The organism is Nocardia sp. CC201C, assembly GCF_030010695.1.
In the GTDB taxonomy this organism is placed as follows: domain Bacteria; phylum Actinomycetota; class Actinomycetes; order Mycobacteriales; family Mycobacteriaceae; genus Nocardia; species Nocardia otitidiscaviarum.
In genome coordinates this window covers 1-23,483 of record NZ_JASCXP010000065.1, presented here as the reverse complement: position 1 = coordinate 23,483, position 23,483 = coordinate 1, and the positions used below count along the sequence as shown (strand labels likewise).

General features: G+C 70.1%; 25 protein-coding genes. 17 read left to right on the top strand and 8 right to left on the bottom strand.

Translation table 11 applies throughout. The annotated features are described in order from the left end of the window. The 8 genes from QK444_RS10080 to QK444_RS10045 form a co-directional block, all read left to right on the top strand. On the top strand, positions 1-315 hold a 315-nt coding region (locus tag QK444_RS10080; RefSeq protein ID WP_282779213.1), incomplete at its 5' end, for an ABC transporter permease subunit. Continuing rightward, complete coding sequence (locus QK444_RS10075) at positions 312-2,786, top strand: ATP-binding cassette domain-containing protein (protein WP_282779211.1); 2,475 nt, start codon at positions 312-314, stop codon at positions 2,784-2,786. The genes QK444_RS10080 and QK444_RS10075, both read left to right, overlap by 4 nt. Before the next feature lie 130 nt (positions 2,787-2,916). After that, the gene (locus QK444_RS10070) at positions 2,917-3,834 is read left to right on the top strand and encodes an alpha/beta hydrolase family protein (RefSeq protein WP_282779215.1); all 918 of its coding nucleotides are present in this window, start codon (positions 2,917-2,919) and stop codon (positions 3,832-3,834) included. Between the two features lie 41 nt (positions 3,835-3,875). After that, entirely contained in the window at positions 3,876-5,099 is a 1,224-nt protein-coding gene (locus QK444_RS10065) for a hypothetical protein (protein WP_282779209.1), read from the top strand. 74 nt (positions 5,100-5,173) lie between these two features. Further along, a complete protein-coding gene (locus QK444_RS10060; protein WP_282779207.1) occupies positions 5,174-5,476 on the top strand; it encodes a hypothetical protein in 303 nt (100 codons plus the stop codon). Between the two features lie 29 nt (positions 5,477-5,505). Beyond that, positions 5,506-5,832, top strand: coding sequence for a hypothetical protein (locus QK444_RS10055; protein WP_282779206.1), 327 nt, complete (start codon positions 5,506-5,508; stop codon positions 5,830-5,832). 53 nt (positions 5,833-5,885) lie between these two features. Further along, entirely contained in the window at positions 5,886-7,928 is a 2,043-nt protein-coding gene (locus QK444_RS10050; protein WP_282779205.1) for a M3 family metallopeptidase, read from the top strand. A gap of 114 nt (positions 7,929-8,042) precedes the next feature. Beyond that, on the top strand, positions 8,043-9,254 hold the full coding sequence (locus QK444_RS10045; protein WP_282779203.1) for a glycosyltransferase 87 family protein: 1,212 nt from the start codon (positions 8,043-8,045) through the stop codon (positions 9,252-9,254). A gap of 6 nt (positions 9,255-9,260) precedes the next feature. Here QK444_RS10045 and QK444_RS10040 read toward each other — a convergent pair whose 3' ends face one another. Then, the gene (locus QK444_RS10040; RefSeq protein ID WP_282779201.1) at positions 9,261-10,472 is read right to left on the bottom strand and encodes a pyridoxal phosphate-dependent aminotransferase; all 1,212 of its coding nucleotides are present in this window, start codon (positions 10,470-10,472) and stop codon (positions 9,261-9,263) included. Between the two features lie 93 nt (positions 10,473-10,565). Here QK444_RS10040 and QK444_RS10035 point away from each other — a divergent pair, with 93 nt between their 5' ends. After that, entirely contained in the window at positions 10,566-11,153 is a 588-nt protein-coding gene (locus QK444_RS10035; RefSeq protein WP_282779199.1) for a helix-turn-helix domain-containing protein, read from the top strand. Between the two features lie 12 nt (positions 11,154-11,165). On the opposite strand, the gene QK444_RS10030 is transcribed toward QK444_RS10035, so the two are convergent. Together QK444_RS10030 and QK444_RS10025 are read right to left on the bottom strand one after the other, a co-directional pair. After that, the gene (locus tag QK444_RS10030) at positions 11,166-11,696 is read right to left on the bottom strand and encodes a hypothetical protein (RefSeq protein WP_282779197.1); all 531 of its coding nucleotides are present in this window, start codon (positions 11,694-11,696) and stop codon (positions 11,166-11,168) included. A 252-nt stretch (positions 11,697-11,948) separates the two neighbouring features. Beyond that, positions 11,949-12,263: a hypothetical protein gene (locus QK444_RS10025; protein WP_029931990.1), complete on the bottom strand. Its 315-nt coding sequence runs from the start codon at positions 12,261-12,263 to the stop codon at positions 11,949-11,951. A 441-nt stretch (positions 12,264-12,704) separates the two neighbouring features. Here QK444_RS10025 and QK444_RS10020 point away from each other — a divergent pair, with 441 nt between their 5' ends. Genes QK444_RS10020 through QK444_RS09990 form a run of 7 tightly spaced genes read left to right on the top strand, consistent with a single transcriptional unit; the run spans position 12,705 to position 19,609 of the window. Beyond that, complete coding sequence (locus QK444_RS10020) at positions 12,705-14,213, top strand: condensation domain-containing protein (RefSeq protein ID WP_306371919.1); 1,509 nt, start codon at positions 12,705-12,707, stop codon at positions 14,211-14,213. 52 nt (positions 14,214-14,265) lie between these two features. After that, positions 14,266-15,279 (top strand): hypothetical protein, encoded by a 1,014-nt coding sequence (locus tag QK444_RS10015; protein ID WP_282779192.1) that lies wholly within the window; start codon positions 14,266-14,268, stop codon positions 15,277-15,279. Further along, positions 15,264-16,076: a hypothetical protein gene (locus QK444_RS10010; RefSeq protein ID WP_282779191.1), complete on the top strand. Its 813-nt coding sequence runs from the start codon at positions 15,264-15,266 to the stop codon at positions 16,074-16,076. The genes QK444_RS10015 and QK444_RS10010 overlap by 16 nt, the downstream gene beginning before the upstream one ends. Before the next feature lie 28 nt (positions 16,077-16,104). Further along, entirely contained in the window at positions 16,105-16,590 is a 486-nt protein-coding gene (locus tag QK444_RS10005; protein ID WP_282779189.1) for a hypothetical protein, read from the top strand. Between the two features lie 10 nt (positions 16,591-16,600). Next, positions 16,601-18,322 (top strand): asparagine synthase-related protein, encoded by a 1,722-nt coding sequence (locus QK444_RS10000; protein ID WP_282779188.1) that lies wholly within the window; start codon positions 16,601-16,603, stop codon positions 18,320-18,322. A gap of 43 nt (positions 18,323-18,365) precedes the next feature. Then, positions 18,366-19,097, top strand: coding sequence for a hypothetical protein (locus tag QK444_RS09995; RefSeq protein ID WP_282779186.1), 732 nt, complete (start codon positions 18,366-18,368; stop codon positions 19,095-19,097). 41 nt (positions 19,098-19,138) lie between these two features. Next, positions 19,139-19,609: a CinA family protein gene (locus tag QK444_RS09990; RefSeq protein WP_282779185.1), complete on the top strand. Its 471-nt coding sequence runs from the start codon at positions 19,139-19,141 to the stop codon at positions 19,607-19,609. On the opposite strand, the gene QK444_RS09985 is transcribed toward QK444_RS09990, so the two are convergent. The 4 genes from QK444_RS09985 to QK444_RS09970 are packed head-to-tail and all read right to left on the bottom strand — an operon-like array spanning position 19,606 to position 22,314. After that, the gene (locus QK444_RS09985) at positions 19,606-19,824 is read right to left on the bottom strand and encodes a CDGSH iron-sulfur domain-containing protein (protein ID WP_143979936.1); all 219 of its coding nucleotides are present in this window, start codon (positions 19,822-19,824) and stop codon (positions 19,606-19,608) included. The two genes, QK444_RS09990 and QK444_RS09985, sit on opposite strands and share 4 nt — an antisense overlap. Next, a complete protein-coding gene (locus QK444_RS09980; protein ID WP_282779182.1) occupies positions 19,802-20,458 on the bottom strand; it encodes a HemK2/MTQ2 family protein methyltransferase in 657 nt (218 codons plus the stop codon). The genes QK444_RS09985 and QK444_RS09980 overlap by 23 nt, the downstream gene beginning before the upstream one ends. A 31-nt stretch (positions 20,459-20,489) precedes the next feature. Then, positions 20,490-21,494, bottom strand: a complete 1,005-nt coding sequence (locus tag QK444_RS09975) for an iron-containing redox enzyme family protein (RefSeq protein WP_282779180.1) — start codon at positions 21,492-21,494, stop codon at positions 20,490-20,492. Position 21,495: 1 nt separating this feature from the next. Continuing rightward, the gene (locus QK444_RS09970) at positions 21,496-22,314 is read right to left on the bottom strand and encodes an RNA polymerase sigma factor SigF (RefSeq protein ID WP_282779178.1); all 819 of its coding nucleotides are present in this window, start codon (positions 22,312-22,314) and stop codon (positions 21,496-21,498) included. A 139-nt stretch (positions 22,315-22,453) separates the two neighbouring features. Between QK444_RS09970 and QK444_RS09965 the strand changes: the two genes are divergently transcribed. Then, a complete protein-coding gene (locus QK444_RS09965) occupies positions 22,454-22,957 on the top strand; it encodes a flavin reductase family protein (RefSeq protein ID WP_282779177.1) in 504 nt (167 codons plus the stop codon). Between the two features lie 23 nt (positions 22,958-22,980). On the opposite strand, the gene QK444_RS09960 is transcribed toward QK444_RS09965, so the two are convergent. Next, the coding region (locus QK444_RS09960; RefSeq protein ID WP_282779175.1) for a T6SS immunity protein Tdi1 domain-containing protein at positions 22,981-23,483 on the bottom strand (503 nt) is incomplete at its 5' end.

Genomic DNA, 23,483 nt, shown 5'->3' with positions numbered 1-23,483 from the left:
CTCAACGGCATTCGCGGGCCGGGGCTGCTGCTGCGGCATGTCGCGCCCAATGCGGTGTCGGCGTCGATTCAACCGCTCGCCGGATCGGTGGTCGGGCTGATCGGCGGAATCGCCGTGGTGGAAACGCTGTTCAGCTACCCGGGCCTGTCCCAGGAACTGCTGCGCGCCATCGAGGCGCGGGACTTCCCGTTCGTGCAGTCGGCGGCCGTGCTGCTGGCCGGCGCCGGCATCGGGGTCTATCTGGTCGCGGATCTGCTCACCCTGCTGGTGAGTCCGAAGGTGCGGCACCTGACCGTCGCGGGGGAATCTTCATGAATCCTAGGGTGATTCGTTCCGGCTGGCTGTTCGTCACGCTGGCGGTGCTGTTGGTGGTGCTGCTCGGGTCGGTTCTCGCGCCGTACGGGCCGACCGCGGCCGTCGCGCCGCCGTTTCAGGGGCCGTCGGGGAGTCATCCGCTCGGCACGGATGTGGTGGGCCGCGATGTGCTCTCGCGGGTGTTGCACGGCGGACTGCCGCTGTTGTCCATCGCTGGGCTGGCTCTCGTGGTCGCCTATGCGCTGGGGCTCGGGCTGGGGCTGATCGCGGGGCTGCGCCGGGCGGTGGACGGCTGGATCATGCGGCCCGTGGACGCCATCGTGGTGATTCCCTGGTTCCTGCTGCTCGCGGTGATCGCCACCGCCATGGGTGCGGGACCGGCCGCGATCGTGGTGACCACGGCCCTGGCGTCGGTGCCGTGGATCATCCGCATCGTGCGCACCGGCACGATGGAGGTCGCCGCCACCGGCTATCTGGAATCGGCGCGGGCGCGGGGCGAACCGCTATGGCGGCTCGCGCTGGTCGAAGTGCTGCCCAATCTCCGGTCCGTGGTGCTGGCCGACGCCGGAGTCCGCATGTCGGCCAGCATCTCCATGGTCGCGGTGAGCGGATTCCTGGGTTTGGGGCTGCGGCCGCCGTCCGCGGATTGGGCGCTCATGATCACCGAGAACCGGCCCGGCTTCGGGATGCAGCCGTGGGCGGTGCTGGCACCCGCGCTGCTGATCATGGTGCTGGTGGTGTCGGTCAACATGGTCACCGACCGGGCGCTCGGGTCCGCGCGGACGGTGGGAACGTGGTCGGCGGGTGTGCGGCGCGCCGGGATACGACAGGGGGGCGTGCGCGCGGCGGGTGTGCGCCGGGCGGAAGAGCGGCACGTGGACGTGCGGACGGCGGGCGGGCGCCGGGCGGGACAGCGGCAACGGGGGTCGCGTGACGTGGTACCGGTGGCCGGACCGGGGTTGACGGTGGCCGGGCTCGATGTTCGCGATGCCGCCGGAAACGCTGTGCTGGAGGATATCTCGGTGCACGTGCCCGCGGGAAGCGGCTTGGCCGTGGTCGGTCCCTCCGGCGCGGGCAAGACCACCTTCGCGCTGGCGCTGCTCGGCGCGCTCCCGGACGGCCTGACGGCCTCCGGCGCGGTCGGGCTCGGCGAGAACGGGCAGCGCCGCGCCGTGGGATATGTGCCGCAGGATCCGGCGACCGGCCTCAACCCGGCGCTACGGATCGGCAGCGTCCTGCGCGACATCGCCGGGCGGCACGGCGAATCCGACATCGCCGCGAGTGTGGCCGCGGCGCTGCTCCGCGTCGAACTGCCTGCCGACCGCGCCTTCCAGCGCCGCTTCCCGCACGAGCTGTCCGGCGGTCAGCAGCAGCGGGTGCTGCTGGCCATGGCCATGATCGGCGACCCCGCCCTGCTGGTCCTCGACGAGCCGACCACGGGGCTGGACGCGCGCACGCGGGATCGGTTGGTGGACACGCTGCTTCGCATCCGCCGCGACCGCACGAGCACCCTGCTCGTGATCACCCACGACCGCACCTCGGTCGCACCGCTCATCGACGACGTGCTGGAGCTGGACGCGGGGCGATCGGTGCCACCGGTGACGCACGGACGCGTGTCGCCGCCGCCGAGAAATGGCGCATCCGGCTCTCCGTGTGCCGGCGAATCCGCGACGCCCGGCGGTGTGGGCGGCTCGGTATCGGGGGCGCGGTGCGCCGGTGCGGCCGCGCCGGTGCTGCGGGTGGACGGGCTCACGGTCGGACATGGGCGGCGTGGGGGCTTCCGCCCTGTGGTGGAGGGGTTGTCGTTCGAGCTGCGCGCGGGGGAGTGCCTTGCCGTGACGGGGCGGTCCGGGGCCGGAAAGACCACGGTGGCACGGGCATTGGCGGGTCTGCACGCGCCGGTGCGGGGTGTGGTCGAACTCGACGGGTCCCCCTTGCACCCGCGCGTCGACCGGCGGCCGACCGAGCATCGGCGCGCGGTTCAGCTGGTCTTCCAGAATCCGGCCACCTCGCTCAATCCGGCCTACCGCATCGGTGCGCAGATCGGTCGGCCGCTACGACTGCTGCACGGACTCGACGATGCCGCCGCCGGACAACGGACCCGCGAGCTGCTCGCCGGTGTCGGGCTCGACGCGGGGCTGGGCCTGCGACGGCCGGAACACCTTTCGGGCGGTCAACAGCAGCGCGCCGCCATCGCCCGCGCGCTGGCCGCCGCACCGCGCGTGCTGATCTGCGACGAGATCACCTCGTCGCTGGACCCGTCGTCCCGGGACACCGTGCTCGACCTGCTCGAGCGGCTGCGGCGAGAGGGGCTGGCGCTCATCGTGATCAGTCATCAGGAAGCCGTCATCGACCGGCTGGCCGATCGGGTGCTGGAGCTCCCGGAGCACGGTGCGGACGGTGGCGCGATATCGCCGTCGATGGTGTCCCCGGAGGCGTTCCCACTTGCGCCATCCGATAAATCGCACTGAGCCACAGCAGGATTCGTCACGTAGGAGTAGCGTCCCCAAGGGGGACTACGGTGGGAGGTACGTGGTGGACGGGGTCGTGCGGTCCGGAGATCGAGGGGTGATTCACGCGTGGTCGCGGGTGGTCGTCACGATGGTGGCGGCCGTCGCGCTCATGGCCTCGCTCGGTGCGGCGGTGGCCGATGCCGCCCCGGCGCGGCGCGCCCCGGCCGGTGGCTTTCAGGAACTGTGGGTGCCGTCGAGCATGGGTCCCATCAAGGTCCAGGTGCAGTGGGCGGCACGGGGTGGGAGTGCCGCGCTCTACGTGCTGGACGGGTTGCGCGCGCCGGACGACCACAGCCAGTGGACCAGTGACACCGATGTGCTGCGCCAATTCGCCGGTGACAACGTGACATTGGTGTTCCCGGTCGGCGGGCGGTCGAGCTTCTACACCGACTGGTATCGGCCGAGCGGGACCAACGGCCAGCGGCTGACCTACCGGTGGGAAACCTTCCTGACGCGGGAGCTGCCCGCTTTTCTGGCGCGGTACGGCGTATCCCGCACCAACAACGGCATCGTCGGCGCTTCCATGGGCGGCAATGCCGCACTCGTCCTGGCGGCTTACCACCGCGACCAGTTCCGCTTCGCGGGCAGCTTCTCGGGGTTCGTGAATCCGACCTTCCCGCTGTGGCACGAAGCCATGCGAGCGGCGATGTGGGATGAGGGCCGTTTCAACGTCGACGACATGTGGGGTCCGGCGGGCGATCCCGCCTGGCGGCGCAATGACGCCACGGTGCAGGCCGAACGGCTGCGCGGGCTACCGATGTACATCTCCACCGGCAACGGTGTCCCCGGCCTGCCCGATATCGGCTACGGCCTCGGCAATACCGCCAATGCCATGGCCCTGGAGGCCATGACCCAGACCGCCGCCCGCATCTTCCACGACCGCCTCGCAGCCCTCGGCATCCCCGCCCGCTTCGACTTCGTCCAGGGCACCCACGTCTGGCCCTACTGGCAGCAGGCCCTCGCCACGGCCCGCCCCATGATCCTCGACGCCCTCCGCGCCCACTGACCAGAGGCAACTGGTCGGTCGCATCCCGTAGATTCCCGGATATGAGCTTTCTGGGTGGGGTATTCGGTTCCAAGCGCAAACAATTCGGGGAACAGGCACTGTCCATGGTGCGCGCGCGGCCCGGCGTGGTGGAGGCGCGATTCAATGCCGGTCGGTTCGAGATCGAGTTCCGCACGCAGGACGGGATGCGGGGGCGCATCGATTTGACCGCCGCCTACCGGCGGTGTCGTGGGGCCACGCCGACGGAGGCCGCGCGACTGCTGTTCGAATTCGTCTCGATCACACCGGAATACGGTGCGAACGCGACGCACGAGGAGTGGATGCCGCGGCTACGGCCGCTGCTCCGACAGGCGGGCGGCCTGGATATGCGGGTCGAGGGGCAGCGGGTGGCCGACCACAAGCTGTGGCGACCTGTGCTGCCGTGCCTGATGGAGTACGTGGTCATCGACCAGCCGACGTCGATGCAGAATGTCCATCCGGCTCAGCTCGCCGAATGGGGTGTGGATGCCGACACCGTATTCGCCGCCGCCCGAGGCAATCTGGCGGAACTGGCCTTCGACACCCTCGCCCGCTACGACCCGGGGACGCAGGGCGGCATGATGCACCTGCCCGATACCGACGGCGACCTGTACGCCGGTTCGCTGCCGCTGGTGGAGGGCTGGCTGGCCGGGATCGGCGCGAAAGCCGGTGCACGGCCGATCGTCTTCGTCGCCGAGAACGTCGGCGTGCTGGTCGGCGCGGAGTTCTCCGACCAACATGTGCTGCGGCTGCTGTCCGTTGCCCGGGAGCTGTTCGACAACGCGGTGCGGCCGGTGTCGCCCGTTCCCTACACGGTCGATGCGGCGGGAGCATTGGTCCCGTATCGCGTCGAGCGGGGTCACCCGGCGTGGCGGGAGATCCGTTCCGCGGAGTCGACGCTCGCCGCCCAGGTGTACACACAGCAGTACGAATACCTGCGGGCCGATCTCGCCGCGGGCCTGACCGAGGATCGTGCGGCACAGCTCATGCACGCCCGCAAGCCGGACGGCAGCGAGACGACCCTCGCGGCGTGGACCGATACGGTGCCGACCCTGCTGCCACGGGCGCACACCGTCACCCTCACCGATGTCGACACCGGCGAGACATTCGGCCTGCCCTGGGAAACCCTCGCCGACGCAGTCGATCTGCGGCCGGTCGAGGGTATCCACCCGACCCGCTACCGCGTCGTGGACCATCCCGACGCGCAGACCATGGCGCGGCTGCGAGCCTGCGCGCGTATCGACTGACGGCGGTGATATCCGCCCGCGTGCCGCGAGTACTGTCGAAGGGCATTGTTCGAACTCTGGTGGAGGTTGTGCTGATGGCTCGGATTCCCACGTCGTTGCTCGCGGCCGGTGGGCTCACCGGTGGTTTCGCGCTCGCGCAGGCGACCAAGCAGCGGCAGTTGGGTGGGGCGGTGTTCGCGGCGGGGACCCTCGCGGCGGTGCCGCAGTGGTACAAGACCGCCGGTGCCGGGGGTGCGGCGGCGTTGACCGGGATGGCGATCGGGGCCATGGGGGCCTCGCATCCGCTGGCGAAGAAGATCGGGGCCTGGCCGTCGGTGGCGGTGGTGTCGAGCGCGGTGGCGCTGGCCGCCTGGGTCGCGGTCGACCGGCGGGCCTGAGCACCCGCGTCCGGCACCGGGGAGTCGTCGTGAGGGAGCGGGCCGTGGCGGCCCTGCGGGTGACGGTCGCGGTCACGGGCCGCGATACGGCGGAGATCACCTGGTCACCCGCCGGGGAGGCCCGCGTCAAGTTCGAATACACGCGAATCTTCCTGGTGCCCTTGGGTACCGACGCAACGCGGCGGTACCTGGAACTCGTGGACGGCCGCCGCACCGCGGCCGTGCTGCGCCTGCCCGCCCTCCCCGACGGTGACTACGCCATCGAGGTCGACGCCTACGGCAGCGCCAGCTGGGGCGACGGCAGGCTCGACGGTCGCGGACGCAGCGCCGCCTTCACCCTCGGTGATCGGGGCTGAGCCGCGTTCCGGCCGCGGCGCCGCCTGTCGGGCGCGCCGCATAAGGTTGCGCCATGACGATCAACCCGTTCTTCGAGCGCAGCCCGCTTCCGTACGAACTCCCCGTCTTCGCGGAGATCGCCGACGAGCACTACCTGCCCGCGTTCGAACGGGGAATGTCCGAGCAGCTGGCCGAGGTCGCGGCCATCACCGCCACCGGTGCGGAACCGACCTTCGTGAATACGATCGAGGCCCTGGAACGCTCGGGTGCTCTGCTGACCCGCGTGTCGAATGTGTTCTTCAATATCGCCTCCGCCGACTCCACCGAACGGATCGAGGCCATCGAGGCGGACATCTCGCCGCGGCTGGCGGCGCACCGGGACGCCATCCACCTGGACCCGGCCCTGTTCGCCCGCGTCGAAGCGCTGTACGAGCGGCGCGACGAACTCGATCTGGACGCCGAACAGGCACGGCTGCTGGAGCAGTACCACATTCGATTCGTTCGCGCGGGTGCCCGGCTGGATGCGGCGGGCCAGGCCAGGCTTCGTGAAATCAATGCCGAACTCGCTGCGGCGGCAACGGAATTCGGACAGCGAAACCTGGCGGCCGCCAATGCCGCTACGCTGATCCTCGACAGCGAGACACAACTGTCCGGGCTCGCGCCCACGGCCGTCGCCGCCGCGGCCGAACTCGCCGAATCGCTCGGGCACCAGGGCAAGTGGGCATTGAGCCTGCAGAATGTCTCCAATCAGCCGGTGCTGGCGCAACTGGCCGACCGGGAGGTGCGGCAGCGCGTCATGGCCGCCTCGCTGGGGCGCGGCTTCGATGGCAATGGTGACAACGCCGCGCTCGCGGCGCGCATGGCCGCGCTGCGGGCCGAGCGGGCGACGCTGCTCGGCTACCGCGACCACGCCGCCTACGCGGTCGCCGACCAGACCGCGAAAACCGTCGCGGCGGTGGAGGATATGCTCACCCGCCTGGTCCCGCCCGCGGTCGCCAATGCCGAGCGTGAGGCCGACGAACTCACCGCAGCCATGCGGGCGGAAGTCGGTGCCGACGCCGAACTGCGCTCCTGGGATTGGCAGTTCTGGTCGGAAAAGGTACGCGCCGAACGCTTCTCGGTGGATGCCGAGGCGCTGCGCTCGTACTTCGAACTGGAACGCGTGCTCTTCGACGGCGTGTTCTTCGCCGCCGAACAGGTCTACGGCATCACCCTGCGGGAGCGGAAGGATCTGGTCGGCTACCACCCCGAGGTCCGGGTCTTCGAGGTCTTCGATGCCGATGGCGCACCGCTGGGGCTGTTCCTCGGCGACTTCTTCACCCGCCCGTCCAAACGCGGCGGCGCGTGGATGAACGAACTGGTCGGCCAGTCGGCGCTGCTGGGACAGCGGCCGGTGGTGGTCAACAATCTCAATATCGTGAAGCCGCCGGAGTCGGAACCGGCCCTGCTCACCTGGGACAATGTCCGCACCCTCTTCCACGAGTTCGGGCACGCGCTGCACGGGCTGTTCTCGAACGTGCGCTATCCGTTCTTCGCCGGCACCGAGGTGCCGCGCGATTTCGTCGAGTTCCCGTCGCAGGTGAACGAGATGTGGATGTCGCATCCGGCGGTGCTGCCCCACTACGCCAGACATGTCGAGACCGGCGCGCCGATGCCCGCCGAGCTGGTCGAGCGGATGGCCGCCGCCGAACGCTTCGGCGAGGGCTTCCGCACCGTCGAGTACCTGGCCGCCGCGCTGCTGGACTGGGCCTGGCACCGTATCGCCGCCGCCGACGCCCCGACCGATGCCGAGGCATTCGAGCAGGAGGCGCTGCGCACGGCGGGTATCGCGCTCGCCGCCATTCCGCCGCGCTACCGCACCGGTTATTTCGCCCACATCTTCGCCGGGGGCTATGCGGCGGGCTACTACTCCTACGTCTGGAGCGAGGTGCTCGACGCCGATACCGTGGAATGGTTCGCCGACGGTGCCGCCCCGATCCGGGACAAGGGCGCGACCTTCCGCCGGGAACTGCTCTCGCGCGGCGGCTCGGTCGATCCGCTCACCGCCTTCGCGGCCTTCCGCGGCCGCGCGCCCGAGGTCGAACCACTGCTGGTCCGACGCGGCCTGACCGCCTGAGCTGCCCACGCGCGGGTTCATATCGGGCGGGTATCGCCGGTATAGTCGCCGCGGATGAGTTGTTCCACCGCTGTTGCCGTGTCGAAGTCACCGGACCGCCGCTCGAGGCCGGTCATGTGGCTCCTCCCGCTGCTGTGCGCGGCCCTGGCCGCACTGTGCCTGACGGCCTCGGTCTGGCCGTTCAAGGAGATCAGCGGCGGCTTCATCGACCTCCAGGTGTACCGGCTGGGCATCGATACGCTGCGGCGCGGCGGTGACCTGTACGGGCAGTTGCCGCAGACCACCATCGGCATCGGGCTGCCGTTCATCTATCCGCCCTTCGCCGCGCTGGTGCTCATGCCGTTCGCGCTGGTGCCCTGGCCGGTGGCGGCCGTGGCCTTCTTCGTGACCTCGGTGGCCGCGCTGGCGGTCACGCTCTACGTGGTCGCCCGGCGGATCTGGCCGGGCGCGGAGCGCCGTCGGCTCGCCGTCTTCGTCACCGCGTGCGCGACCCCGCTGGCGCTGCTGCTGGAACCGGCCCGCTCGACGCTGGACTTCGGCCAGGTCAACCTGCTGCTGATGGCGCTGGTGGCGGCCGACTGCCTGGTGGAGAAGCCGCGTTGGCGGCGCGGCGTGCTGATCGGCGTCGCCGCCGCGGTCAAATTGACCCCGGCCGCCTTCGTGCTCTACTTCCTCATCCGCCGCGATTACCGCGCCGCCGTCACCGCCGCGGTCACGGGGGCCGCCGCGACCGCGGTCACCTTCCTGGTGCTGCCCCGGAGTTCGATCGACTACTGGTTCGGCGGGCTGGGCAATGCCTCCGGGCTCAGCGGGTCGGCGTTCCATACCAATCAGTCGATCCAGGCGGTGCTGACCCGGCTCTCGGTGCACAAACCGCTGTCCACCATCCTGTGGTTGGCGATCGCGGCGGCGCTGCTGGTGCTGGTGGTGGTGGCCATGCGCCGGGCCGTGGGCTTCCCGCCGCTGCTGCTGGCCATCAACGCGGTGTTCACGCTGCTGGTCTCGCCGATCTCGTGGTCGCACCATTGGATCTGGATCGCCCCGGCCCTGCTCGCCATGGTCGGATACGCGACGCGACTGCCGTGGCGGCAGGGGATCGGCTGGTACGCGGCGGCCGCCGTCACGGCCGCGATCTACGTGATCGGTCCGCAGAACTGGCTGCCGGACGGAGAGCACCGCGAGACGACCTGGACGCCCTGGCAGCACTTCATCGGCAATACCTACATCTGGTGGAGCCTGCTGCTGGTGACGCTGTTCCTGGTGGCCACCCGGCGGCGGTCGCTGCCCGCCGCCGTCACCGCACCCGAGCTGACGCCCGCCCGGTAGCGGACGCTACTGGCGATAGGTCGCCAGGAAGCGGCCGATGCGCTCGATGATCGCCTCCAGATCGTCGGCGTGCGGCAGGGTGACGATCCGGAAGTGGTCCGGCCGCGGCCAGTTGAAGCCGGTGCCCTGCACGATGTGGATCTTCTCCTGGAGCAGCAGGTCCAGGATGAACTGCTCGTCGCTGTGGATCGGGTACATGTTCAGGTCGATGCGGGGGAAGGCGTAGAGCGCGCCCTTGGGCTTGACGCAGGAGATGCCCGGAATGGCATTGAGCGCCTCCCAGGCGCGTTCGCTCTGCTCGCGGAGCCGCCCGCCCGGGAGGGTGAGGTCGTGGATGCTCTGATGACCGCCCAGGGCGGCCTGAATCGCCTGCTGCGCGGGCACATTCGCGCACAGGCGCAATCCGGCGAGCATGGTCAGGCCCTCGAGGTAGTTCTCGGCGTGCTGGGTGGGGCCGGTGACCACCAGCCAGCCGGAGCGGAAGCCCGCGCAGCGGTACGCCTTGGACAGGCCGGAGAAGGTCAGGCACAGCAGATCCGGGGCCAGGGTGGCGGTGGCGGTGTGCGGGGATTCGTCGTAGCGGATCTTGTCGTAGATCTCGTCGGAGAACACCACCAGGCTGTGGCGGCGCGCGACCTCCAGGATCTGGCGCAGCACCTCGTCGGAGTACACCGCGCCGGTCGGGTTGTTCGGATTGATGATGACGATGGCGCGGGTGCGGTCGGTGATCTTGGATTCGATATCGGCGACATCCGGGAACCAGTCCGAGGATTCGTCGCACACGTAATGCACGGGACGGCCGCCGTTGAGCGTGGTGGCCGCCGTCCAGAGCGGGAAGTCCGGTGCGGGAACGAGGACTTCGTCGCCGTTCTCCAGCAGCGCCGTCATCGCCATCATGATCAGTTCGGAGACGCCGTTGCCCAGGAAGACGTCCTCGACGTCCACATCGGGCAGACCGAGCGTCTGGTAGTACTGCACCACCGCCCGGCGCGCGCTGAGCAGGCCCTTCGAGGTGCAGTAGCCGCTGGAGCCGGGCAGGTTGCGCACGATGTCCTGAAGGATCTCGGCGGGCGCCTCGAAGCCGAACGGTAGTGGGTTGCCTGTGTTGAGCTTCACCACATGATGACCCTCGGCCTCCAGCCGCGCGGCGTGTTCGGCCACCGGGCCACGGATCTCGTAGGAGACACCCGCCAGCTTGCTGGACTGCTTGACCTGCATGAACAACCCCTTTTCGATCCGGTTGCCGCACACTCTACTTGGAAAATCAAAGTTTGCGCTTGGAATTTCCAAGTGACACGTTACAGTGGGCTCGTGCCACGCCGAAGCTACGACCACTATTGCGCCGTCAGCCGGGCCCTCGATCTCGTCGGGGACCGCTGGAGTCTGCTGGTGGTGCGCGAATTGTGTTCCGGGCCGCGCCGTTACAGCGATCTGTTCGCCGATCTACCCGGCATCAGCACCGATATGCTCGCCGCCCGGCTCAAGGATCTGGAACGCGAGGGCATCCTGACGCGCGGGCGGGCCGGAACGCGGGCCGCGACGGTCGTGTACGAACTCACGCCCGCGGGACTCGCGCTGCGGCCCGTGCTGGACGCGCTCTCCGCCTGGGGAACGCCACTGCTCGGCGAGCGCCGCGCCACCGACGCCGTGCGCGCCCACTGGTTCGCGCTACCGCTGGGACGCGCTGTGGCCCAACTGGTTCCGGACGGCACCGTCACCGTGCGCATCGGCGATACGGTGTTGCACTACACGGTCACCGACAGCGGGATCGCCCATTTCGACGGTCCCGCCGTCGACCCCGACCTCGAACTCCAACTCGATCTGCCCGCCGCCATCGCGGTGGCGACGGGCGCTCGGTCCCTCACCGAGGCGGCGAAATCGCTTGCACCGGAACGGTGAACGACGCGGTTCTCACCACGCCGCGCCGATGAATCCGCCGATGACGGCACCGACGAAGCAGCCGACGATCGCGCCGACCAGGAAGAACCAGATACCGATCAGCACGCCGATGACGCAGCCGATCGCGATGCCCGCGAAGATGTGGCCGGGTCCGCCGGCCTCGTTCACGAAGGGCAGGTCCTGCGAAGTGACCGCGGCCGGTGTGGGTCCGCCCACCGGGGCGAGCGTCAACTCGGTGTCACTGTGCAGGGTCGGCGTGACGGCGAGGTTCGCGCCGGCCTCCGTGCGCAGGCTGGTCGGAATCGCGCCGACCACCGCGCCATTGTCCGCCACCACCTGCACGGCGTCCGGAGTGAGCACGAATTTGCCGGAGGCGAGGGTGACCAAGGCATTCGAATGGTCCGCGGCCAGGGTCGCGGTGTAGCCGACCGAGCCGTCCACTCCGCTGACGCTGAGGCCCGCCTGACCGTGTGCCGTTGCCATGCTGATTCCGGTGGCCGCTACGGCGAGTATCGCCGTCGCCACCAACTTCTTGATAAACATGATCTCTTCCATCCGTTCGGGATTTCCTTTGACGTTCCCCCGACGAACGGCACTGGACGGTATGAAAATCATGCGCTTGCGGTACGTTTGCTGTCCAGAGGGGTGTGCGGTCCGCCGAAAGCGTCTTCGGGTCGGATTCGTGCCACCCCATCAGTTCACCCGCGCGGACCGGCTGGTGCGGACGCGACGGAGCCGACGTGGCCGGGCGCGGTGTCCGGCCTCGTCGGCTCCGAATGGCTGAGCGTGGAGTTATCAGCCGATCAGGCGGCAGGCGCCCGTGCCGTCCGCCTCACCCTCGCGCGGCGGGATGCCGGCGATGGTGCAGTACGCTCCGGCGGGCATGGGGGTGATCTTGATGTCGGGGCCGCTGATGCAGTTCACGAACGCCGGGTAGCCCTGGATCGCGAACTGGACCTTCTGGTACTCACCATTGCCGGTCTCGTGGCAGACCTGGGTGGCCTGCGCGTCGAAGTCGGCGGGGTTACCAGCGCTGGCGGTGCCGCCGCCGAAGGCGGTCAGCGCGGCCGCGGCGACGCCCACCAGTGCCGCAGTCCGGACGTTGATCATATGAATCTCCTTGCTGTGGGGATGCTTTGGTTCCAATTCCCGACCTCGGGATACCGTACGGGTCGACCCCCGTCCCGGCCAAGAACTCCAGCTACTCATCGGGAAGAATTAGGGGCTGGGTCCCCGCGCCTCGGCGTTGTCGTGATCACGGACGCGCCACCGGTGCCGCGGCGGTCTCGTCGCGGCACCGGCCCGCGGCACGAGAACCCATGACTCGAGCGCCGGGCGTCGAGGCCGGGCCGCCGCACCCTTGTCGATCGACGGCTCCGTGGGTAGCGGTCGCGTTCACGAAAGTCCGTCCCAGGTCGAGTGACTCGTGTCTCTTTCGTAGGAACGCCCGAATAGCCGAGTTCTTGCTACGGTTTCCGCTCGTCGCCCCGAAATGCTGCCGGATTCACGGGCGGCGATAAGTTTCGCGCGGCAGCGGAAAGGAAGGCCGCCATGCTCGTACCGGTTCCTGCCTGGTCGAGCCCGGAGAATCGGCGGCGACCAGCGGAGGACGAGGAATTCCTGCGAATCGTTTCCGAACCGCTTCCATTGCGTCGAATGCGGAGATCACCGCGAATTCCCCTGGCTCCCGCGCAGGAGCGTATGTGGCATGCCGCGCAGGCCGGACTTTCGGGTGACTGGAATATTGCTCGCGCCTTTCGAATTCGTGGACAGGCGGTGAATGTTTCCGCCCTGACCGCCGCCCTCGAGGATGTGGTGCGGCGGCATACGCCGCTGCGCACCTGCTACCCGCCCGCCCTGGACGGTCCGATCCAGGTGGTGGTGGACGCCGACTTCGCCCGCCTCGACGTCCGGGTGGTGGACACCTTCACCGGCCGCCTCGCCGGGCAACTCGCCGAGTTCAGCTCCTCCGCGTTCGATCTCGCGACCGAACTGCCCATCCGGGCGCGAGTCTTCCGCCTCGGACAGCGGGACGTGGTGCTCGCCCTGGTGATTCACCACATCTCCGTGGATGGCGCCTCCATCGGCCCGCTCATGCGCGACCTGGTGACCGCGTATCTGGCGCGGGCCGCCGGGCACGCGCCCGACTGGCCCTCGCTGCCCATCGACTATGTCGACTACACCCTGTGGAAGCACGAGTGCCTCGGCGACTTCGACGATCCCTACAGCCGTGCCAGTGCCCAGCTGCGGTACTGGGCGATCAATCTGGCGGGCCGCCCCACACCGCTGGAATTCCCCTACGACAGACCGCGACCGGCGCGCCCCGACACCACCGGCGACACCGTCGCCGTGCACTTCGACGCCGACCTGCACCGCGATCTGCTCGCCCGCGCCCGCGCGTGCGGCTCCAGTCTTTTCCTGCTGTTGCAGACCGCGTTCGCGCTGAGTGTCGCGGCATTCGCGAACTCTCGCGACGTCACGGTGGCCACCTCGGTGTCCGGCCGCGACGACCCGCTGCTGGCGGATCTGGTCGGCAACCTCGCCGATGACGTGCTCATGCGGATTCGCCTGCACCGCACCGCCGATCTGGTCGAACTCCTCGACCAGGTGCGCCGGGTCGGTTTGGCCGCCTTCGCCCACCCCGACACCCCCAACCCCCGGCTCCAGCGCTGCTTGCCGCAGGATCCATCCCACCCGCTCTTCCAGGCCACACTCATCCTGCAGCGCGCCGACGCCGCCCCGGCCGCGGTCGGGGCGGCGGGCGAGCTGTCCGTGACGGAGTTGCCCACCGGCGTGATCCGGGCCAAACACGATCTGGAGTTCGGTCTCACCGAGCATTACGACCAGACGGGCGCTGCCGCCGGGATCGACGGCCCCTTCCGCTACCCGATGGCCCGCTTCGACCGCGAGACCGCCGAACGCTTCGTCGAGAAGTTCACCGCCACCGTAGTTCTCATCGCCTCCGGCTACGACGGCCCGATCGAGCCGCTGCTGTCCAGCACATCGCGCCGCCGCCCGCGCCGCCCGCAGCGGTGCCGATCCCCGCGAGAAAATTCGTAGTCCGCACTAATCTGGACTCGGCTGCCGCCATGGGTCGAGATGAGGGCGTGTTGTGATCTGTCCGCATTGCAGTGCGAATCTGCTGCGCCGAGAGCGGGGTGATCGGCGGTGTTCGACGTGCGGACGGTCCTTCGCCCTGGAACCCAAGGAGAGTCCGCTCGGGCTGCACGATCTGCGCCTGCGCAGACTGGTCGACCGGCTCCGGGACGAACGGGAGCTGCGCTACACGGCGGCGCAGCTGTGGTACGCGGCCTCCCGGACGAAACTGCCCGACGGACTCGGGCTGTTCCGCGGTGTGCGGCTGGCGGTCTGCGCCACCGTCGTGGGATTCGGCCTCCTGGTCTGGTTGGGCGGTGCGTCGGGGTTCGCGGCGATCGTGATCACCGCCGTGCTGGTGGTGCTGGCCGTACTCGGCATGCGGCGGGTGCGACCCTGGTTCGCCGAGCGTGCCGTGATCCGAATGCCGGTGCCCTACGACAGCTTTCGTGCCGACATCATCGGCGCGTGGGCGCACACCTACGGTGCCGCGCCCCCGGGCGTGGTGGACGAGAACACGATTCGGCCCCCGGTGGTGGACGATCCCCGGTACGCGGTGCTGTGTCAGGACCGCAGCGTGCTCGCCTGCCTGACCGCCAATGACGTGGCCGGGACCTGGTCGATGCTGGTGACCGAACGGATGGATCTGCTGCCCGCCGACATTCCGGTATTCCTCCTGCACGATGCCAGCGTGCGCGGTGTCACCTTCGCCGTCGACGCGCGGGCGGCGCTGGGCAGCCGCGCCGTCACGGTGGGCCTGCTGCCGCACACCGTCGCGATGAGCCGATCGGCCCTGCGACTGCGGGAACCGTGGCACGGCGACGTCGATCTGGACCGGTTGCGGCACGAGGGCCTGCCGGAATCGGGGATCGAGTGGCTGGCCGAGGGCTGGTGGGCGCCGATCGCCGCCGTACCACCCGCCAAACTGCTCTCCGCACTGGGGCGGGCGATCGAGCGGGTGGACGCCGCGGGCGATCCGGACCACGACCGCGCCCGTCGGATCGGGTTCCTCTCATGGCCGACCGGATGAGCCGGGCGCTGCTCGACCGGCTGCTGCCCGGGGCGGTCGAACGGGCGGGCGCGCCGGGCGGGCTGCGGTTCACCGGACGTCAGCTGTACCACGAACTCTGCCGGGCGGCGTGGCCGCGGCTGCCGCGCCGGCCGCTGTTCACGGTGCCGACCGTGGTGCCCTATCCGGCCTTTCGGTCCGCGCTGCGGCGCTACGGCGAGATCCCCGGGCTGCTCACCCGCACTCCGTCGCACGCCCGGCCCGCCGGTCGGCACACCACCGAACCCGATCTCTTCGACTACGGACTGCCACGCCTGCTGATCGCCGAATCCGACGCCGTCGCCCAGATGCTGCGCGCCAACGGCGTGCCCATGGAATCCGCCTGTCCGGTGCTGAGCGCGGCCGAGCTGCCGCTCGACACGCGCGTCGTCGACATGCTCGCACTGGCGTCGGGGACCATTTATCTGCTGCACGACGCGAGCCCGGCGGGGCTCACCTTTCCGGCGCGGTTCACCGCCGGGACCGAGGTGCCGCCGGGCGTCCGGGTGGTGCCCCTGGGCCTGCGGCCGCGCCAGGCCGGTGCGCTGCATCTGGCGCACCACACCGGGTTCAAGCCGGATATGCCTGTGCCGCACTTGGATTCGTGGGAGCGGGCCTGGCTGCGCCGCGGCCGAGCCGTGGACGTGGAGTCGGTGCGACCGGCGGCGCTGCTGCGCACCGTGCACCGCCTCGTACGGGCCGTGCGCCCGCCCCGATCGGCCCTGACGGAGCTGCGCACCGCGCGGTCCGCGGGCTTTCTGACCTGGCCCGCCACCTGAGGCCGCCCGCGCGTAGGAGATATCAGCCGTGCCGCAGCGACAGACCACCTACACCGACGAACTGCTCGCCGACGCGACCGTGCACCGGCGCTACTCGGACGGACGCGAGGAATGGCGTACCCGGGGTCCGCACGGGCTGGTGCACTGGCGCGACGACCGCGGCGATTCGGGAACCGATGAGCCCCTGGGCCGTTCGATCGTCAAACGCACCCACCGCGACGGGCGGGTGCGCTACGGACGCGAGGGCGGCTACGGCCGAACCCGATGGAGCGACGGGGAACTCACCGTCAACCGATCCTCCTTCGGCGGCCGGGTCGGCGCGCTGCTGGCGGCGGTGACCGGCGGCGCGCTGCTCGGCGCCGTGGCCGTGCCGCCGCAGACGTTGACCGCGGCGCAGGAGGAAGAGCTGCGGCGGCAGGCGGAGCAGAGCGGATCGGCGGACTTCGGCGGCGGGGACGCGGGCGACTACGGCTACTGGGGTGGCGATGCGGACGATGACGACGATTTCGGCTGAGGGATAACCGATGTCACGCTGGTGCGCGGTGCTGACCCCGGACGATCCGGGCGGTCAGCTGCGGGCGATGGGCGCCGACCCGGTGGCGGTGGGCGGCCGATATGCGCTGGGACTGCTGGCGGGTCCCGGCGTCGCGGGGTTCTTCACCGCGGGTGAACTGACCGCGGTCGGCGAGGTGACGCTGTTCCACGCGGACCGCTTGCGTGCCCGGCTCGGGGCGGACGCGCCGCCCCCGGACCGCCCGGACGGCGAACTGCTGCTGCACGCCTACCGCCGCTTCGGCCTCGACGGCATCGCCGCGGCGGACGGCATGTTCGCCCTCGCCGTCGCCGACGGCCCGGATCTGGTGCTGATCCGCGACCACGTCGGCACCCGCACCCTCTTCCACGCGCGGGCCGGGACCGCCTGGGCGGCAACCACTTCCCTGCGCGCCCTGCAGCGGTGGCCGCGACTGCGCACCGGGCTGCATCTGCCCGCGGTGCGCACCTTCCTCACCTTCGCCTACCTGCCCGGGCGGGAGACCCTGCTGCGCGGCGTCGAGGAAGTGCTGCCGGGCCGCTGTGTGCGACTGCGCGCCGACGGCTCCACCACCGAGGAGATCTACTGGGAGCCAGCGGAGATCGACGATCCGCGCGCCGAGGCGGAGCACGCGCTCACCCTGCGCGTGCTGCTGGAGGCGGCGGTGTCCACGCGTCTGCCCGCCGCGGCACCGGTCGGCGTGCTGCTCTCCGGTGGCATCGACAGCAGCCTGGTCACGGCGCTCACCGCGAGCATCCACGACCGGGCCGTGCACTCCTACTCCATCAGCTTCGGCCCGGACGCGCCCGACGAACTCGCCTACTCGGGACTCGTCGCCGCGCACTGCCGCACTCGGCACCGGGTGCTCACCGTGCCGGGAACGGCGGTCGCCGCGCGGCTGGCGGAGACGGTCGCGCTGCTGGACTGCCCGGTCGGCGACCCGCTGACCGTTCCCAATCTGATGCTCGCCGAGGCCGCCGCCGCGGACGGTATCCGGGTGCTGCTCAATGGCGAGGGCGGTGACCCGGTCTTCGGCGGCCCGAAGAATCTGCCGATGCTGATCTTCGAACTCGCCCGCGACGATCCGGACCCGGAGGCCAGGGCGCTGGCCTACCTGCACAGCTACCGCAAATGCCACGGTGATCTGCCGGTCCTGCTCACCCCCGAGGTGCTCGCCGACCTCGCCGCCGCCCCACCGCCGACCCGGCTTGTCGCGCCCTATCTCCGCCCAGGCCGGATGAGCAGCCTGCTCAATCAGCTGTTGCACGCCAACCTGCGCACCAAGGGTGCGCACCACATTCTCACCAAGGTCGAACGGCTCACCGCGGCCCGTGGTGTGGAGGGCCGCGCACCGCTGTTCGACCGTGCCGTCATCGACTACGCCTTCCGGGTGCCGCCCCGCTGCAAACTGGCGGGGACGCGGGAGAAGTGGATCCTCAAACAGGCCGTGCGCGATCTGCTGCCGTCGACCATCGTCGACCGGCCCAAGAGCGGAATGCGGGTACCGGTGCAGCAGTGGCTGTCCGGCCCGCTGCGCGAACTCGGCCACGACCTGTTGCTCGGCGAATCCGCGCGCGCCCGGGGCCTGTTCCGCGAGGACACCGTGCGGGCCTGGCTGCGCGGTGACGGCATGCTGCTGCCGCGCCAGGGCGGCAAGCTGTGGTTGGTGCTGTCGCTGGAACTGTGGCTGCGCTCCTTCGGAGTCGGACCCTGACACCGGCGACAGACGAACCACCGCAGCAGTTTCGAGGAGCATCATGACCGAACCACGCCTGAAGCGCGACGCCGACGCGGAGAACGAGATCCACGACCTGTCCGACTTCGTGGACGCGGGCCGCAATGTCGTCACACCGGTGGCGCAGTTCCCGCCGGAGGTCGCACTCGCGGTGGTGGAGGCGTTCGCGCGCATCGTCCGCGATGCCGCCGCCAGCGGCATCGCCACCAGTCCGGACGCCGACGGCATCGTGCGCGCCCAGACCTTCGAGGAGGGTGAGGTCTATCTGATCGAGACCCCCTTCGACGGGTTCTTCGCCGACCGGTACCTGATGGACTTCTACGATGCCGAGGAACGCGGCATCTGCTCACGTATGCACCTGCACACCGGACTGCGCTTCGTCCGCATGATGACCGGCCCCGACACCCATATCCGGGTCGGCAGCCTGTCCCCCTTCACGGTCACCCAGATTCCGGGCGTGACCCCCTTCGCACCGGCCGAATTCACCGACACGCTGCCGAACACCCCGACGGACGTCCACCGCACCCGCTACAACCTGGTCGTCCCGCCCTGCTCCTTCGTCGATATGCAGATCCCGCGCGGCGTCAGCCACCAGTTCAACGCCATCGGCCCGCACGCCGTCATCGACTCGGTGCACCCCGAGGAGTCCATCGAGGTGTTCCGGGAACGGATGTCCGGCCCCAAGATGATGGCCCAAACCGTCTTCCTCGCCGACGAACTGCCCCCGGCCGCCACCTGTACGAGCCTGTCGTAGCGGACGGTCGGCAACCGGCGGGCGTCGGTAAGGTGGAATCCGTGTCCGACACCGGGGAACTCGCGTTCGCGCTGGCCCGGATCGCCCTGCGGTCCGGACGTACCATCGCGGTCGCGGAATCACTGACCTGCGGGAAGATCAGCGCCGCCCTCGGCGCCGCACCGGATTCGGCGCAGTGGCTGCGCGGTGGACTGGTGGCCTACAGCACGGAGGTCAAGCGCAAGGTACTCGGCGTGCCCGATGTGCCGGTGGTGTCGGAGACCGCGGCACTGGCCATGGCCGCCGGGGTGCGCTCGCTGCTGGACGCCGATCTCGCGGTGGCGGTGACCGGGGTGGGCGGTCCCGATGCGCAGGACGGCGAGCCCGCCGGATCGGTGTGGCTGGCGGTCGACTCGGGGTACGGCTCCCGGGCGCGGCACCGGCAGTTCGACGGCCCGCCGGAGGATGTGCTGGCGCGGACGGTGGAGGCCGCGCTGCGCATGCTGGTGGAGGCGTTCGACCCGCTCGGCTAGCGGGGCTGCTCGCGCGCGCGGCGGCGCTTGCGGTGACTGGTGTCGCACAGCGGATAGAGCGCCGAACGGCGACACAGGCACAACGCCACCACACAGCGGTCCGACCGGATGGTGCGTCCGTCGGCCGTGACGAGTTCCACCGGCCCCTCCACCAGGGCCGGTCCGTCGGCGGTGTAGGTGATCCGCCGCCGGTCACTGTCGGGGTCGGTCGGCACGGATCACCACCAACTCCTCATGTCGCTGGGTGGGATGGATGAGACCCGCGCGGGCCAGCCGGTCGGCTTGGCGGCGCAGCACCGGACCGAACGGAATGGTGGCGCGGGCGACCACGGCGGCTTTCAGGCCGCCCTCGCGCAGGTGCGTCAGGGTGCGGTCGGTGCCGCAGAGGCTCGAATGGACGAGCAGCAGCATCCCGGTGCGCGACAGCACGCGGGGCGCGAGTCCGCACACCGCGTCGACCGCGTCCCGGCCGTCCGATCCGGCGGCCCAGTTGCGCGCGGCGCCGCGGGCCGGACCGTCCGAAGCCGCCGGAACATAGGGCGGATTGGCCAGGACCACATCGAAACGCCTGTCGTGCAGCATTTTTCCGAAATCTCCACGCAGCAGCTCGATTTCGATGCCCCGCATGCGGCAGTTCAGCCACGCCGAGGCCAGCGCGGCGCGGGAGATGTCCACCGCGGTCAGCGCCGCGGGACGGATCCGGGACGCGGCATGGATGGCCAGCGCACCGGTGCCGGTGCACATGTCCAGCACCCGGCCGTGCGGTGCGATGGCGGCATCGGCCAGAGCGCGAGCGAGCAGCCGGGTATCGGCCTGGGGGCGGTAGACGCCCGGTGCGCGAATCAACATCACGAATACCGGATAACCAGGAACCGGCGAGCTAATCGACCGCGGCGGCCTCCCACAGCGACGAACGGCCCTGCCGCCAGCAGGCGAGCACCTGGTCGGCGAACCGCTGTTCGAGCAGGTCGGTGGCCTGGATGCCGAAGACCACCGATTCGCGCAGCCCGGGTTCCCGCAGCAGCAGATCGCCGATCACATCGCGGCGCATGAGCTGCTCGTGCACCGCGTCCGCCTCCACGTGCTCGCGATAGAACCGCACGCAGGCGGGATGCGCGTCCAGGCGGGTCAGCGCCGCCACCATGTGCTGCGAGGCCGGTGGGGAGGTGATCTCCACGGCGGCGAAATGACCGATGCCCGCACCGCGCAGGCCGCGGTGCAACCCGAACAGCGACATCATGTCGACCAGGGCGAGCATGGGCGTGGCCGCGACCTCCAGGTAGTGCAGATAGCCGGGATGCAACTGCGCGCCCGCCAGCAGATCGGCGTACAGCTCGGCGTGCACCCGGTCGCCTCGTCCACCGCCGAACTCGTCGAACTCCACGGCCACCAGGGCGGCCTTGGACCAGCCGCGCAGGCGCGGGATCAGCCAGGCGTACGGGTCGGCCTCCTGGTGATGCAGTACCGATCGGTGCACGAAATACTCGCGCAGCTGCCACATCTCGCCCTGATCGCGCAGGAACCCGCTCGGACCGCCCGCCTCGGCGGGGACCGCGAGCAGCCGGTCGAGTTCGCCGTCCAGATCGTCGCCGCCCGGGGTGTCGGCGCGCAGGGCGGCCAGGAACGCCTGCTCCAGACCGGCGCGCAAGCGCAGCAGTTCCGGATCCCATTCCCAGGCCGCATCCACCCCCGCCAGCCCCTGATAGTGCAGTTCGTAGCAGGTGTGCAGGGCCAGGTGCAGGTCGCGGCCGTAGGGATCGGCCGATGCGAGGCTCGGGGTGGGCACCGGTGTCCCCGGCGGTCGGCGCAGCGCCTCGACCACCGCCGCGGACAGTTCTCCGCAGGGCGCGGGCAGTGCCGTGACCGGTGCGCTCGTCGCCGGCATCTCAGGCCGCGCGTTCCTCGCCGAGTGCCTGGTGCCGCAGCTTCGCCAGGGTTTTGCTCAGAATGCGGGACACCTGCATCTGCGACACCCGCAGCTGGGCGGCGATCTGGGATTGGGTCATGTGCTGGTAGAAGCGCATGGTCAGGATCCGGCGCTCGCGTTCGGGCAGGGCCGCGATGAGCGGGCGCACCGCCATGGCGTCCTCCAGGAGGCGATAGCAGGGCTCCTCGGTGCCCAGCGTGTCCACCGTCCGGGGCGCGGGGTTGTCGTCTTCGGTGTGGGTCGCGGCGTCCAGGGAGTCGGCCTTGTAGGCCGTGCGGGCGATCAGCGCCTGGGTCACCTCGGTGAGGTCGACGCCCAGTTCGGCGGCGATCTCGCGAGCGGTGGGCTGGCGGCGCAGCCGCTGCGTGAGACGGTCCACGGCCGGACCGATATTCCGCTGAATCTCCTTGGTACGCCGGGGAACCCGCAGCGCCCAGGTGTGGTCGCGGAAGTGGCGGCGCACCTCGCCCATGATTGTGGGCACCGCGAAGGACAGGAATCCGCTGCCCCGGCTCACATCGAAGCGATCCACGGCCAGCACCAAGCCCAGGGTGGCGATCTGATGCAGGTCCTCGAATTCCTCGCCGCGTCCGGCGAAGCGGCGCGCGATGTGCTCGGCCAGCGGCAGGCACAGGTGCATGATCTGCTCGCGGATCTCGGCGCGGTGCGGATCATCAGGGGCCAGCGCGGCCAGCTTCTCGAACCACGGCTCGATATTGTCGTAACTGTCAGTGCCTGCCCTCAGCGGATGGTCGGTTCGGGTCTCTGCGGTCGGCATCGGCTGCTCCTCGCACTCCTCGGAAATCCGATGTCTTTCGGATACCCCGACTCTCGTTATCGAAACGTGATCGGCGACCGGGATCCCCGTAACGGCTGTCGTGGCGAGGCGCGCGCGAATCACTGCTATACACGGGGGCATGTCCGAAGGACCTGAGCCGCGAGCGGCGTTCGACGCGCTCGTCGCCGCCGCCGACGCGCCGATCGTCATCGTGACCGCGGCCGTCGACGACGAGCGGGCGGGCTGTGTGGTGGGGTTCGCCACGCAGGTCGCCATCGAACCCCCGCGCTTCCTGGTGTGCGTCTCCCGGGCCAATCACACCTACGGTGTCGCGCGGCGGGCCAACCATCTCGGAGTTCATCTGGTGGATCGCGAGAACATCGCCCTCGCGCAGTTGTTCGGCGCCGAAACCGGGGACGAGATGGACAAATTCAGCTGGTGCCGGTGGCATGTGGGGCCGCACGGCGCACCCCTGCTCGAGGAGGCCGCCGCCTGGTTCGTCGGCACGGTGGTGGCGCGCCACGACTTCGGCGATCACGAGGGGGTGGTGCTGGCCCCGGAGTACGGGGCGGGACCCGGCGCGCCGGTGACCGCGCTGCGCTACCACGACGTCGCCGATCTCGAACCGGGACATCCCAGCTGAGAAAGCCTGTGGCGCAAGGGAGGTCACTCCATGCCGTGCGCCTGCGCCACCAGATCGAAGAACACCCACACCCCGCCCCGGTCGTAGGATTCCGGAGCTTCCGAGCCGCCCAGGAACGGGTACGGCGTGGCGATGTACACCTCGTCGGGCGCCAGCGCGCCCAGGCGGGCCCGAATCGCCGAAACATGGTGCGGCTGTAGCACATACGTCACCACGTCCGGATCGAACAGGACTCGGTCCACGAAATCGGCGATCTCGGCGAACGGGCCGTAGACCTTGACCCCCGGACTGTAGGGATCGAGCAACCCGTACTCGCCGGTCCGGGTGCTCATGAGGAAGGCATGTCCCAGATCCGAGTACCCCACCACCGTGTCGAACCGTGGGTAGTGCGGCGCCCACGCGGGCATCACCCGGTCGAAGCGGACGGGGTCGAGCAATCGGAAGGGCACGCTGGTCACCGCGCCCATCCAACCAGAGCGGCCGTCAGTCTCCGGCGGGCGGGCCGTGGCGGCGCAGCGCGCGCGGC

Bases quoted from the DNA above. Each gene is read 5' to 3' on its own strand.
- QK444_RS10075 (WP_282779211.1), top strand. From the start codon at position 312: ATGAATCCTAGGGTGATTCGTTCCGGCTGGCTGTTCGTCACGCTGGCG.
- QK444_RS10070 (WP_282779215.1), top strand. From the start codon at position 2,917: ATGGTGGCGGCCGTCGCGCTCATGGCCTCGCTCGGTGCGGCGGTGGCC.
- QK444_RS10065 (WP_282779209.1), top strand. From the start codon at position 3,876: ATGAGCTTTCTGGGTGGGGTATTCGGTTCCAAGCGCAAACAATTCGGG.
- QK444_RS10060 (WP_282779207.1), top strand. From the start codon at position 5,174: ATGGCTCGGATTCCCACGTCGTTGCTCGCGGCCGGTGGGCTCACCGGT.
- QK444_RS10050 (WP_282779205.1), top strand. From the start codon at position 5,886: ATGACGATCAACCCGTTCTTCGAGCGCAGCCCGCTTCCGTACGAACTC.
- QK444_RS10045 (WP_282779203.1), top strand. From the start codon at position 8,043: ATGTGGCTCCTCCCGCTGCTGTGCGCGGCCCTGGCCGCACTGTGCCTG.
- QK444_RS10040 (WP_282779201.1), bottom strand. From the start codon at position 10,472: ATGCAGGTCAAGCAGTCCAGCAAGCTGGCGGGTGTCTCCTACGAGATC.
- QK444_RS10030 (WP_282779197.1), bottom strand. From the start codon at position 11,696: ATGTTTATCAAGAAGTTGGTGGCGACGGCGATACTCGCCGTAGCGGCC.
- QK444_RS10025 (WP_029931990.1), bottom strand. From the start codon at position 12,263: ATGATCAACGTCCGGACTGCGGCACTGGTGGGCGTCGCCGCGGCCGCG.
- QK444_RS10020 (WP_306371919.1), top strand. From the start codon at position 12,705: ATGCTCGTACCGGTTCCTGCCTGGTCGAGCCCGGAGAATCGGCGGCGA.
- QK444_RS10010 (WP_282779191.1), top strand. From the start codon at position 15,264: ATGGCCGACCGGATGAGCCGGGCGCTGCTCGACCGGCTGCTGCCCGGG.
- QK444_RS10000 (WP_282779188.1), top strand. From the start codon at position 16,601: ATGTCACGCTGGTGCGCGGTGCTGACCCCGGACGATCCGGGCGGTCAG.
- QK444_RS09995 (WP_282779186.1), top strand. From the start codon at position 18,366: ATGACCGAACCACGCCTGAAGCGCGACGCCGACGCGGAGAACGAGATC.
- QK444_RS09980 (WP_282779182.1), bottom strand. From the start codon at position 20,458: ATGTTGATTCGCGCACCGGGCGTCTACCGCCCCCAGGCCGATACCCGG.
- QK444_RS09975 (WP_282779180.1), bottom strand. From the start codon at position 21,494: ATGCCGGCGACGAGCGCACCGGTCACGGCACTGCCCGCGCCCTGCGGA.
- QK444_RS09970 (WP_282779178.1), bottom strand. From the start codon at position 22,314: ATGCCGACCGCAGAGACCCGAACCGACCATCCGCTGAGGGCAGGCACT.
- QK444_RS09965 (WP_282779177.1), top strand. From the start codon at position 22,454: ATGTCCGAAGGACCTGAGCCGCGAGCGGCGTTCGACGCGCTCGTCGCC.